This window comes from Pseudomonas sp. DTU12.3 (assembly GCF_004124275.1).
GTDB classification, from domain to species: domain Bacteria; phylum Pseudomonadota; class Gammaproteobacteria; order Pseudomonadales; family Pseudomonadaceae; genus Aquipseudomonas; species Aquipseudomonas helmanticensis.
The window spans coordinates 1,839,413-1,851,840 of record NZ_CP027218.1 but is presented as its reverse complement, the minus strand read 5'-3'; the positions used below and the strand labels follow the sequence as shown (position 1 = coordinate 1,851,840).

At 58.8% G+C, this 12,428-nt stretch carries 12 protein-coding genes; 3 read left to right on the top strand and 9 right to left on the bottom strand.

Going from position 1 to position 12,428, the window contains the following annotated elements; translation table 11 throughout:
* Positions 1-51: 51 nt before the first annotated feature.
* Positions 52-645, top strand: coding sequence for a nitroreductase family protein (locus C2E19_RS08510; RefSeq protein ID WP_129390506.1), 594 nt, complete (start codon positions 52-54; stop codon positions 643-645).
* Between the two features lie 90 nt (positions 646-735).
* Here C2E19_RS08510 and C2E19_RS08505 read toward each other — a convergent pair whose 3' ends face one another.
* The 4 genes from C2E19_RS08505 to C2E19_RS08490 form a co-directional block, all read right to left on the bottom strand.
* Entirely contained in the window at positions 736-1,668 is a 933-nt protein-coding gene (locus C2E19_RS08505; RefSeq protein WP_129390502.1) for a D-2-hydroxyacid dehydrogenase, read from the bottom strand.
* A 105-nt stretch (positions 1,669-1,773) separates the two neighbouring features.
* Complete coding sequence (locus tag C2E19_RS08500; protein WP_129390498.1) at positions 1,774-2,067, bottom strand: YcgL domain-containing protein; 294 nt, start codon at positions 2,065-2,067, stop codon at positions 1,774-1,776.
* On the bottom strand, positions 2,064-3,197 hold the full coding sequence (rnd, locus tag C2E19_RS08495; protein WP_129390495.1) for a ribonuclease D: 1,134 nt from the start codon (positions 3,195-3,197) through the stop codon (positions 2,064-2,066). Before rnd ends, C2E19_RS08500 begins: the two co-directional genes overlap by 4 nt.
* Positions 3,198-3,440: 243 nt before the next feature.
* Positions 3,441-5,090, bottom strand: a complete 1,650-nt coding sequence (locus C2E19_RS08490; protein WP_129390492.1) for a phosphoethanolamine transferase — start codon at positions 5,088-5,090, stop codon at positions 3,441-3,443.
* A 294-nt stretch (positions 5,091-5,384) separates the two neighbouring features.
* On the opposite strand from C2E19_RS08490, the gene C2E19_RS08485 reads away from it, so the two are divergent.
* Entirely contained in the window at positions 5,385-6,569 is a 1,185-nt protein-coding gene (locus tag C2E19_RS08485) for a cyanate transporter (protein ID WP_129390490.1), read from the top strand.
* Between the two features lie 185 nt (positions 6,570-6,754).
* Positions 6,755-7,690, top strand: a complete 936-nt coding sequence (locus C2E19_RS08480; protein ID WP_129390488.1) for a LysR family transcriptional regulator — start codon at positions 6,755-6,757, stop codon at positions 7,688-7,690.
* Positions 7,691-7,693: 3 nt separating this feature from the next.
* Here the strand turns inward: C2E19_RS08480 and C2E19_RS08475 are convergent, their stop codons facing one another.
* From C2E19_RS08475 to C2E19_RS08455, 5 genes are all read right to left on the bottom strand, one after another.
* Entirely contained in the window at positions 7,694-8,059 is a 366-nt protein-coding gene (locus C2E19_RS08475; RefSeq protein WP_129390485.1) for a 5-carboxymethyl-2-hydroxymuconate Delta-isomerase, read from the bottom strand.
* A gap of 177 nt (positions 8,060-8,236) precedes the next feature.
* Complete coding sequence (locus tag C2E19_RS08470) at positions 8,237-9,157, bottom strand: LysR substrate-binding domain-containing protein (RefSeq protein ID WP_129390482.1); 921 nt, start codon at positions 9,155-9,157, stop codon at positions 8,237-8,239.
* Positions 9,158-9,229: 72 nt separating this feature from the next.
* Positions 9,230-11,338, bottom strand: a complete 2,109-nt coding sequence (locus tag C2E19_RS08465; protein ID WP_129390479.1) for a DUF6311 domain-containing protein — start codon at positions 11,336-11,338, stop codon at positions 9,230-9,232.
* On the bottom strand, positions 11,335-11,721 hold the full coding sequence (locus tag C2E19_RS08460; RefSeq protein WP_129390476.1) for a GtrA family protein: 387 nt from the start codon (positions 11,719-11,721) through the stop codon (positions 11,335-11,337). The genes C2E19_RS08465 and C2E19_RS08460 overlap by 4 nt, the downstream gene beginning before the upstream one ends.
* On the bottom strand, positions 11,718-12,428 hold the full coding sequence (locus C2E19_RS08455) for a bifunctional 2-polyprenyl-6-hydroxyphenol methylase/3-demethylubiquinol 3-O-methyltransferase UbiG (protein ID WP_129390472.1): 711 nt from the start codon (positions 12,426-12,428) through the stop codon (positions 11,718-11,720). Before C2E19_RS08455 ends, C2E19_RS08460 begins: the two co-directional genes overlap by 4 nt.

The following is a 12,428-nucleotide window of genomic DNA, read 5'->3' as shown; positions in this document are numbered from 1 at the left end:
CGCCGGGTTTTCGTTCGAATCTTTTACTCAAACGTAGCAAGGAATCTCTTGATGAGTGCCAACCCTCGCGTTGCCGATTACGCCATTCACCCGCAATTCACCGATCGCTGGTCGCCGCGCGCCTTCACCGGCGAAGCGATCCCGGAAGAAACCCTGCTGAGTTTCTTCGAAGCCGCGCGCTGGGCGCCCTCGGCGTACAACTCGCAGCCATGGCGTTTCCTCTACGCGCGTCGCGATACGCCGAACTGGCAGCGTTATCTGGGCCTGCTCAATGAGTTCAACCGTAGCTGGGCGCAGCATGCGTCGGCGCTGGTGATCGTGATTTCGAAAACCACGTTCACGGCACCGGGCGCCACTGAAGAAACGCCGGCGCTGTGGCACACGTTTGACACGGGTTCGGCGTGGGGCCATCTGGCGCTGCAAGCGAGCATCAGCGGCTGGCACACCCACGGCATGGCCGGTTTCGATCAGGAGCTGACACGCAAGGAGCTGAACATTCCCGAGGGTTATGCGCTGCACGCGGCTGTGGCCGTTGGCAAGCTGGGTGACAAGGCAACCCTGGCGGATTACCTGCAAGCGCGCGAAGAGCCAAGCCCGCGTCGTCCGCTGAACGAACTGGCGGCTGAAGGCGACTTTACCCTCTAAGAAGCCAAAGATCGCAGCCTGCGGCAGCTCCTACAGAAGTTCACATTTCCCTGTAGGAGCTGCCGCAGGCTGCGATCTTTTGATGTCAACTCAATACCCGCGGTTGAAATCCACTTCGCCGCGCAACGCCTCACTCGCCTGATACGCCTTCAGGTTCTCGACAAACAGCTGCACCATCAACGCCGGTGACGTCGGCGCCGAGCTGTGCCCGGTCAGCAGCAAGCCCCACGCGGTCCAGAACGGATGACGTTGCGGCAACGGTTCCTGACGGCAGACATCGATCACCGCGCCCGCCAGATGCCCTTCCTTCAGCGCTTCCACCAGATCCGCATCGACCACCGCGACACCGCGTCCGGCATTGATGAACAACCCGGTCGGCTTGAATTGCCTGAACAGCGTCGCATCGTAGATATCGTGGGTGTGTTCGGTGTTGGGCAGCAGATTGACCACGTAATCGACCTCGCCGACCAGCCGTGGCAGATCGGCCATCGAGCCGACTTCGACAAACGGCGCCTGCTCGCGGGCGCTGCTGGCGATGCCATACAACTCGACGCCGAACGGCCGCAGAAACTGCGCGACACTCTGGCCGATGTCACCGGTGCCAACGATCAGCACCTTGCGTCCGACCAGACTCTGGCCGGTGCGATTGTCCCACTTGCGCTCGACCTGGCTGACCAGACGCGCCAGCACTTCGCGCTCATGACCGAGCATGTAGGTGAGGACATATTCAGCCATGACCTGACCAAAAATCCCCACCGCCCGGGTCAGGCGGTAATCGCGACGCAAGCCGTCGGCGAGCAGCGGCGTGATACCGGCCCAGGTCGATTGCAGCCATTGTGGCTGATGCCCTTGACGCAACAGCGTCGCCAACAGATCCGGCTGCCCCAGCCACACCGGGCAATCGGCAGCCTGACGAGCCAGTTCGGCAGAGTCGCCACTGGTCAGCACTTCGAGTTCCGGCACTGCCTGACGCAGCAGCCGGGCGTATATCGCGTGGTCGTGTTCAGCAATCAGAACGCGCATCTTCAAACCTTTCGCAAACCGTGCAGATGGCCACCGGATTCAGGGCGGCCATCGCGGTAAAAACAGTTCCAGGGTTAACCAAGGCCCAGGACAGGGCCTTGCAGATCAGACCGGATCGTTGCGTCGCAGCAACTCTTCGGGCAAGTGCTCGATGTACTCGTCCTCGGCCGGCGGCATTTGCAGGTGATAGCCCTGCTTGTCGAGGTTTTCCAGAACCAGGACGATGTCTTCGCTGGCCAGTTTACGCTCGGGCGTCAACACCAGACTGAAGGTAAATATGGCTTTGCCGAAGGCCGCCATCAGGGCCTCGGGCACGCGTTCCAGCTCATCGCTCTTGAGCACATAGAGATACATGCCCTTGCGCTTCGAGCTTTGGTAAATAGAGCAAATACGTTTCAAGGCTGTTCTCCGGCGGTGGCCAGGCTGTCGAGCAGCTTCTGGCCCATGAGTTCGCGGCGCCAGCCACGCAACGACTCAGGCAATTGGTAAGGACCCTCGGGGTAGCCGCTTTTGACCAGGGCTTCGAGGGTTTTCTTGCGCAGCATCAATTCCGGGGCGATATCGAGGCGTTCAGCTTCGGCCTGACCCAGTGCGCGCAGTTGTTTGATCAACGCGGCGGCTTCGATCGGCAACGGTTCCGCCACGGCAGGTGGCCATTGATCAGGCCCCACACTGCCAGAGCGCTTGATCAGATCAAGCAGAAATTGGCCGTCCTGACGCACGGTACGCGGGTGCATGTCTTCGATCTTGCCCAACGCGGCGAGGTTGTCCGGTTGCGTGCGGGCCAGCGGCCACAACGAATGCTCACGAACAATTCGGTTGCGCGGCAGATCCCGGGCACGGGCTTCGGTTTCACGCCAGGCGCACAGTTCACGCAGAACCGCCAATTGCGCGCGCGAGAGTTTCCACGCCAGTTTGGCCTCGCGGTAAACCTCGTACGGATCGGTTTCGCGGCGCAGGTTGGCGACCAGTTCGGCGCCGTCCTCCAGCACCCAGGCGAACTTGTCGTCAGACAGTTTCGGCCGCAGTTGTACGAAAACTTCCGCCAGGTGCACGGCGTCTTCGGCGGCGTAGCTGATCTGGGTTTCGGACAGTGGTCGCTGCAACCAGTCGGAGCGCGTCTCGCCCTTCGGCAGTTCGATGCCGAGCACCGCTTGCACCAGGCGCGAATAGCCCATGGAGAAACCGAGGTTCAGGTAAGCGGCAGCCAATTGTGTGTCGAACATCGGCGCCGGCAGGCTGCCGGTCAGGCGCAACAGCACTTCGAGGTCTTCGCTGCAGGCGTGCAGGACTTTGAGTACGGCCGGGTTTTCCAGCAATGCAGCCAGCGGTTGCCAGGCATTGATGGTCAGCGGATCAATCAGGTAGGCGCGTTTGCCGTCGCCGACCTGCAACAGGCCGGCAATCGGGTAGAAGGTGTCGACCCGCATGAATTCGGTGTCGAGGGCAACGAAAGGCAGTTGCTGCCACTCGGCGCAAAACTGCGCGAGGCTATCGTTGTCGCGAATCCAGTGAATATCGATGGCCACACGGCTCTCCCTTGAAGAATGGCGCGCAGTATATATCGCCACTGGCGATTTACGCGCCTGCGAAGGGCAAGAGCTGTAACGAAATGTCCTGCCAATTGGTAAGAATAGTCTGACAGAAGGATCAAACGGGGCCATTACCTGTAGGAGCTGCCGAAGGCTGCGATCTTTTGATTTTCAAAAACAACATCAAAAGATCGTCCTAACGCGGCCCGAACCTTCGGCAGCTCCTACGGGGGGAATGCTTCAGTCCTTGGCCAGGACGCCGTCGATCACGGCGCCACGGCAGCCGGCGAACATGTCCAGACCCGGCTGATATACCGAGCTCTTCACTTCCAGCAGGCCGAGCATCGAGTGGAACAGGTTGTCCTGGCTCAGCGGTTTGTCGCGGCTCATTTGCAGGCAATGAGTGTCGACCGAATAGGCCTTCTGATAACTATCGGAGAACCACGCCAGCATCGCTACGTGCTTCTGTTGCTCCGGCGCCAGCATGTAAGGCGTGCCGTGCAGGAACAGGTTGTACTCGCCCAGCGATTCGCCGTGATCGGACAGATACAACATGGCGGTATCGACTTTGTCCTGATTGTTGCGCAACACGTCGATCAGGCTCGACAGCACATGATCGGTGTACACCAGCGTGTTGTCGTAGCCGTTGACGATACTTTCGCGGCTGCAATTGTTCAGCGCGTTACTTTCACAGACCGGGGTGAAGTGCTCGTACTCTTTTGGATAACGCTTGAAGTATTCCGGGCCGTGGCTGCCCATCTGGTGCAGAACCAGCACGGTGTCTTTGTCCAGATGATCAATAAAGCTTTGCAGGCCTTGCAGAAGAATTTCGTCGCGGCATTCGCTGTTGGCGCACAGGGTCGGGTCTTTCAAGTTACTGACATCCTGCACCGTCACGCGATCACAGGTACCTTTGCAGCCTGACTGGTTATCGCGCCAGATCACATCGATACCAGCACGCTTGAGCACGTCGAGCAGGCCTTCTTCGTTCTTCGCCTTGCTCGCGTCGTAATCCTTGCGCCCCATGTTGGAGAACATGCACGGCACCGAGACAGCGGTTTCCGTGCCACAGGAATGCACGTCGGTGAAGGCAATCAGCCCGGATTCCTTGTCGAGTTGCGGCGTGGTGTCCCGGTTGTAGCCGAGAATGCCAAAGTTCTCGGCACGCGCACTTTCACCCACCACCAGTACCGTCAGCGATTTACGCGGCTGCAGCTTCACATCGGGATTACGCTGAGCGTCTTCACCAATCTTGATAAACGGTTGCTCTGCCGAAGCTACCAGCTCGCGAAGATAGCCGGCCGATGCGCCAATGTAGTTGCTCGGCACCAGCATCAAACGAATTTCATGGTGATTGCGAAACAGCGACGACAACCCTTGGTAGTTGGCCAGTGCAACACCACCGATGACTGCTGTCGACACCACACTGACAATAACTTTACTGAACAACTCGCGGTGCCAGCGACGATAGTTTACCGGGACTTTCCACAACAACCATGACGGCAAGACACCGAGCAATACTATATAAGCCAACAACTTCAACGACAGCAGATCACGAACTTCGGTGATATTGGTTTCGGCGAAATTTCTAAACATCCCCGCATCAATCATCACGCCATACTGGCTCATGAAATAAGCCACGCCGGCGCTGAGCAAAAACATCAACGTCAGAACCGGTTTAAGCAGTGGCCGAAAGGCCAGGAACGTCAGCACAATGTTGAACGCCGCAAAGATCATCACCGCGAAAGCCACGCGCATGGCAATGCCTTTGCCGTCTGCGGCAGTGATGTCGAACAGATGCTGCCAGAGCACGAAATTGAAACCGATCAAAAGAAAGGCGCTGGCAATCAACGTCACCCATTCCGGGCGCACGGCTTTTAACTTCAACATAAAGGTAATTACTTCCCGAAAGGACGCGCCTCGGTTATTTGTGAAAATTTCATTAACCAAGGCGTGACAAACTTTAAGCAGGCAACCATCAATTTTTTGTGAAAAAGACGCCAACGATTAGTTGGCTTGTCGGAATACTCTGAAACCTGTGAAGTATTTGAGAATGATTCAGCCCCGATTCAGAAAATGCCCCTGTAGGGGGTATTTGATTTTTAGGTGGGAACGCGGGTTTTCTGGTTTGCGCGGCGGGGACGGTGCTGCGCTAAATCGTCAGCTCCGCTCAAAGGTCCGATGATGGAAAACGTCCGCACCACCACCCGCCCAGCAGTCTGGCTGATGTTCGCGATCATTCTCGTCGCGCTCAACCTGCGTCCTTCCATGGCGGCGGTCGGGCCGTTGCTCTCGGCGATTCGTGGTGACATTGCGTTGAGTTTCAGCCTCGCCTCGCTGTTGACCATGCTGCCGGTGATGGCGATGGGGCTGGCGATGTTTTTCGGCATTCGCATCAGTCAGCGTCTCGGCGAACTGCGCACCGTACTGCTGTCGTTACTGATCATCGGATTGGCAACGCTGTCGCGGCTGATGATCGACTCTGCTGCCGAATTGATTGCCAGTGCCGTGCTGGCGGGCATTGGCATTGCGCTGATTCAGGCATTGATGCCGACGCTGATCAAATCGCGCTTCCCCGACAACGTGGCGCTATGCATGGGCTTGTACGTCACTTCGATCATGGGCGGTGCGGCCATCGCGGCGTCGTTCGCGCCACAGATGCTGGCGCACACCGGCAGTTGGCGGATCGCACTGGCTGTGTGGGCTGCGTTGGCATTGCTGGCCTTTGTGTCTGGCTGGACGCAGCGTAAATATTTGTCATCTTCGGCTGCCGTGGCGACACAGAAAGAGTCGTTCTTCAACAATTCCCGCGCTTGGCTACTCGCAATCTTCTTTGGCCTGGGCACGGCGTCCTACACCTGCGTGCTCGCCTGGCTGGCGCCGTACTATGTGGAAAAGGGCTGGAGTGAACAAAATGCAGGGCTGCTATTAGGTTTTCTGACGGCGATGGAGGTGATTTCCGGCCTGGTAGTGCCTGCCATCGCCAATCGCAGCCGTGACCGACGGAGCGTGCTGATGACCTTGCTCGGGCTGATCATCGCCGGTTTCTGCGGTTTGATCCTCAGTCCGCAACATCTCAGCCTGCTCTGGCCCTGTTTGTTGGGGCTGGGCATTGGCGGGCTGTTTCCGATGAGTCTGATCGTCTCGCTGGATCATCTCGATAACCCGCAACGCGCCGGGGGCCTGACGGCTTTCGTGCAAGGCATCGGTTACCTGATTGCCGGGCTCTCGCCGTTGATGGCCGGGATTGTCCGCGATCAACTGGGCAGTTTCGAATGGGCCTGGTGGTCGCTGACGGCGGTGATGGTGATCATGCTGTTGATGGTGTGGCGCTTCGATCCCCGGCATTACGCGCGGCACTTTGACTGAACCGACTAGAGGCCTCTGGCCATGTTTTAGCCCTTTGTCGGACGACGTCGTGTTGCTAAAAGTTTCTGTCCCACAACTGTCCGTGAAATGTCCTACAAGGCTTTGTCCTGGCACCATCGTTCCGTTAGGATCGTTCGCACACGTTTGCGCGGATTCAGCGCAAGGAGCACAGCGGGACGGAACGGATGCTGAACAGTAACTTGCTTCGAAAGCTCGACATGCAGGATCTCATGGTGTTTATCGCCGTGTATGAGCAAAGCAGTGTCACCGATGTCTCGGAAACGCTGTTTGTCAGCCAGTCCACCGTCAGTTACTGCCTGAAGAAACTGCGCACCAGTTTTGAAGACGAGTTGTTCATCAATACGCGCACCGGCATGCGGCCGACCTACAAGGCCAGCAGCATGTACGGCCATGTGCAGAAGATCCTCGAAAGCATCAACCTGTGTCATGCCGGTGCCCCGGCGTTCGACCCGAGCCAGCAGGCCGTCACGTTCAATATCTGTGCCCCTGAATACTTCGAGCAACTGATCCTGCCACGGCTGTTAAAGCGCTTCGATTTCGATGACTTGCCAGTGATGGTCAACATGCACAAGTTTGAAACCGACGTGCCGGCCGATGAGTTGCGCGATGGCAGCCTCGACCTGGTGATCAGTTTCGGCCCAAACTTCCACCGCCATCACACCGACCTCAAGTCACGGATGTTGCTCGAAGACGATCTGGTCTGCGTCTTCGACAAACGTGCCACGCCGCTGGAACCGCGCCTGAGTCTGCAGGCCTTCACCGAGCGGCGGCACGTGTTCCCGACACCGTGGACCTCGACCACCAACATGGTCGACGGCTGGCTGGCACGGCAAGCGCAGAAACGCCAGATTGTCGCGCGCTCGAACAGCTATAGCGCCGCGTTGAAGATGATCACCGGCACCGATTTCATCCTTACCCTGCCCCGGCGCATTCAGCGTCTGCTCACCAACGAAGCGGTGTTCAATCACTGCGAGGCGCCGAACGGCCTGCCGGGGTTCACCCTCGACATGCAGTGGAGCCAGACGGTCGATCAGGACAGCGCCAATGTCTGGCTGCGCGAACAAGTGATCAAGGTGTGCAGTGAGCTGGAAGCGGCCTGAGGCTTAAACGCCGATGGCGGTTTTGCTGTAGGACTCGCGTTCGATGTCGACCAACTCGACACACAACTGCACTTCGAGCCCGGCCGGCCATTCGCAGAGATCCTGCAACACCGCCAGCAAACTCTGCGACAGCTGTTTTTTGATCTCCGCCGAACGACCGCTGAGCAGCGCCAGTTTCACGTAGACAAAGGCGCGCTCGGCCATGGCCGTGCCGACCTTGAACGTCTCGACCTTGATCGCGCGGCTCTTGATATCGAACTCCGCCGCGAACTGACCGGACCCCACCAACGTATTGTTGAGCCGGATCAACGCGACGTCGGCGTTCAACTGCGGCAGGTTGGCGGTGTATTCCAAGTGCAGGTGTGGCATCGGGAGGCTCCAGTCAGTCGGCGCAAAGATCGTACATATAACACAGCACTGCCCGCACGCCAGACACTATCTCTGTAGGAGTGAGCCTGCTCGTGATAGCGGAGTGTCAGTTACCGAAAACGTCACTGGGCAACCGCTATCGCGAGCAGGCTCACTCCTACAGGGGTGCGGTGATGGTCAGGGCGGGGTGATCGGCCGTTCGCTCATGAAGGCTTCCAGCCTTGAGCGCAACCAGCGTTCCGCCGGATCGCTGTCGACATGGCTGAGCCAGACCATCGACAGGTCCAGTGTCGGCGTCTTGAACGGAAACGGTTCCTTGAACAGCAATCCCGAGGTGGCCATCGCGGCGGCGGTGTAATCCGGCAGGCTGGCGATCAGATCGGTACCAGCCAGCAACGCCGGCAAGGCGCTGTATTGCGGCACCGACAGCACCACCTGGCGAGTGCGCCCGAGTTCCGCCAGCCATTCATCAGCGAAACCACTGACATTCGCCGTGTGCGAAACCAGTACGTGCGGCCGTGCGCAATATTCGTCGAGAGTCAGCGGAGTAGCCGAGGCATCGGCACGCAGGATGCTCGGCTGAATATGCCGCAGCAGTTTGCGCTTGGCATTGGCCGGCAGGCCACGGGTCTGGCTGATGCCGACGGTGATGTCGCCGGCGGCGAGCAGATCGGGAATCCGCCAGTAATCGACATGCTGCACGACAAACACCACGTTCGGCGCTTCCTGACGCAAGGCGCGCAACAGCGGCGGCAACAAGCCGAACTCGACGTCGTCGGACAGGCCGATACGAAAGGTCATGGTGCTGACCGCCGGATCGAAATCGCGGGTCAGGCTCAGTGCCACCGACAGTGAGTCGAGCGCAGGCTTGAGATGGCGAAAGATATCCTCGGCGCGGGCCGTCGGCTCCATGCGATGGCCGACGCGGATGAACAGCGGATCGTTGAGCATCGTGCGCAGGCGATTGAGCGCCGAGCTGATGGTCGGCTGGCCGAGGAACAGTTTCTCCGCCGCCCGGGTCACGTTGCGCTCGAGCATCAATGTCTCGAACACCACCATCAGGTTGATGTCGGCCTTGCGTAGTTCATTGCGGTTCATCCATTGCCCCCCGATCCCCAGTCTGAAGGGCAGTGTAGAAAGGTCCGCCGACAACGTCTATGCGGACGCGGCTCAGTTGATCGACATTGCCTTCAGGCCTATGGCGAGTTGTCGGCGATCCTGGCCGACGCCCAACTGCTCAGGACTGATCGCATCGGCGAACTGCAGTTGCACCCGCAGCAAACCCTCTTGCGTGATGCGTTGGCGGATAGCCGGAGTGAGCTGCAATTGGAGACTGTTGCCTTCCGGCTGGTCCAGCGTGGTCGCCAGTGCTTCGATGCCATTGAGTTTGATCACCACGCGTTGGCGCATATGCCCCGGGGCAAGGAACGCAGTGGCCTGAAGATGCAGGGTGCGGGCCGAATCGTTCACTCGCATGACCATTTCCGCTTCGGCACCGCTGGACCAGACGCCCCAGGTTTCGGCATCCGACCAGCCGCGCGCGAGATAGTCCTTACCAGCAGCACCATAGCTGAACTGCGCTTTTGCTCCGGAGACGAACTCAGGCACCAGCTGTTGTGGCGTCTGATCGACGGGCACCTGCACGCATTCACGACACTTTTTCCAGCCCGGCGCCAGCACCCGGAATCCATCGATACGGGTGAACAGATCCGTTTCGGTATTGACGGTCGAAACTGCCTGCAGCAGTGCCCGATCACTGAGCAGGTACAACGAATCCGCGTCATATTGACCCGAAGCCAACATCGTGCGGCTGTGCTGATCAGCCACCTCCCACTGGTCCTTGCCCATCCGTCCCAGATAGACAGCGTCGGTCGGCAGCCCATGCGTTGCGGCGAATGCGGCGACATTCATCCACTCCGGCGACAGGTTCTGCGGAAGGATCCAGCGGACTTTCTGATAATGCTCGGCGGCATTTTTCCAGAACGGGTCGACAAAGGGCGTCTTCCATTGCGTGCTTGGCGCGACCATCAACTGCTTGCGCACCAACGACCAGCCGCTGTGCGTATCCGCAACTTGAACGGCCAGCGCCAGCGCCATCAGCACGGTTGCCACACGCGGTTTATTGGCGCGAACAACCAGGTAAATGATCAACAGAATGAACGCGTAATACACCGGCCAGAACATGCGTCCCGAGGCCCGGAAAATATTGGCGATGGCGATTATCCTGTCCGGTAACGGATAGGTGAAATTCGCCCCTGCAACGGCAATGTTGTTGGACACCGCAAACACCGTCAGCCCGGCCAGCGCGATCAGCACAAGCCAGTGCCGACGCAGCGACTGCGCCAACCCGGTCTGCCCTTGCAGCCACCCGACCAGCCCACAGACGGCCAGCAATAACAGGCCCAGTCCGAGATAACTGAAACCTTCCGTATCACCCAGACCACCAGGCAGATCCTTGAGAAGGTATGACCAGTGATTGGGACTGAACAGTGTCAGCACATTGGCTCGGTACAAGCCAAATCCGTCGGAAACCGCATCGGAGCCGTTGACGGAAAAATACCCCGCCTGCCAGCAGCAAAAACTCACCAAGGCAAACAGCAGAACCAGTTCGATTGCGACATCACGCAAGGTCAGCCGCGCTTTGAAATACCGCGCGAGCAGATCGGCCAGCCAGAGCAGCGCGACCATGGCCAGAAAATACGCATGAATCAGCGCGGTGCACGCCAGCAAAATCCCCCAGGCCAGACGTCGCCGCGGGTCCACCGGGCGCAAGGCCAGGTACAAGGCGGCCAGAATCAGAAAGTGTCCGGCCAGCGACAAATGGGTCGGCATGCGGATGATCATCGGCGGAGCAAACAGAAAAAGTGCACAACCCAATGCCCGCAAAGTGACACAGGAGGTGACCAGCCCGACCAGTTTCCAGGCGAACCATGCTTGCAGGACAAAACAGGCGAGAAACCAGATTCCGAAATACTGAAATGTCTGCGGAAGCCATGCAGCAAATGGCTTGAACAACAATGCCAGCAGCGGATTGGAGTCGGAAAAGATCAGGCCGTTGCTCAACTCGAGTCCGTACGTCGGGTTCAGGCCGAGCGGAAACGTCCACGGCGCCTGACGGAAAAATGCCCATCCCAGATAGTGTGTTGCCGGATCGCCCTGCCCCAGCCAGACAATGTTCTGCGGATCAAGCGCCCGAGGGCCGACGACAATAAAGAAAGCCAATACGCCGATCATCAACGGCAACAGAGTGACAGCCAGGCGTTTTGTGGAATCCTTCATCGATACGTCCAGAAGTTGTGCAGTACAAAAGTGAATGCCGGAATGGTCAGCGCCACCGCGACGATTCCCGACAAATAATGCAACCCGGCCATCTGCGCAGCCCAGGCAACGAACATCGCCAACAGGAATCCGCCCACCGAGACCAGCAGAAAGCGCAGCAACGTTCTGCCACGCAGTCGGGCGGAAAAACTCCAGGTGGTATTGATCACGTAGGAAACAACCGTCGCCACGGCAAACGCAACACCGTTGGCCAAGGGCGGCTGCGGGCTGATGAAGTTGATGAACAACACCGCGACCAGCGCATGCAGAGCCGTGACAAACACACCGGTCACGGCAAAGCGTAAACCGCGCTGGATCAGCGCTGATTTTTCGCCTGAGGTCACGGTTTTTGCGCCAACACGAAAACGCTCAAACCGGCCAGACGATTCATGCCCATCAGCGGCAGTTCAAGGCTGCACAGGGTTTTCAGTACGCCGTTTACCAGCGGGTGATGACGCTTGAGCTGCGAGCGCGGCGCTGAGGCCTGCGGGCCTTGCGGCAACAACCGTAATGCCGCCGCAATCGGGAACACCGCGCCGAAATAATAGGCACCGCGCTGCACGGTCAGGCCGGCATCGCGCGCCAGCGTTTCGAACTGCGCCAGGGTGTAGCGACGCTTGTGTTCAAGGAAATCGTCATGGCCGCTCCAGAGGAACTGGAACGCCGGCACCGTCATCAGAAAACGGCTGCCGGAAGGCACTTTATCGACGTACATCCTGAGCAGGCCGAGGTCATCGTCAACGTGCTCCAGCACGTCCATCAGCAACACCAGGTCGGCGTCGAGGTTTTCAATCCCGCGGCGGTAGTGCACCGGTTTGCCGGCAGTCGTCGCGCTCGAGTCGGCGGGATAGCTGATGTCGACGCACCATGCCTCCTGCGCGGCGGTATGCGTCAGCAGATGATGCGAGAAAAATCCGGAACCGGCGCCCACGTCGAGGATTCGTCTGATCGGCGCATCACCCAGCAAACGCGTGGTTGCCGCCGCTTTGGAGCAGTAATACCAATGCTCGTTGATGCTGTCGCCGAGGATGTCGGTTTCCTTGAGATCCAT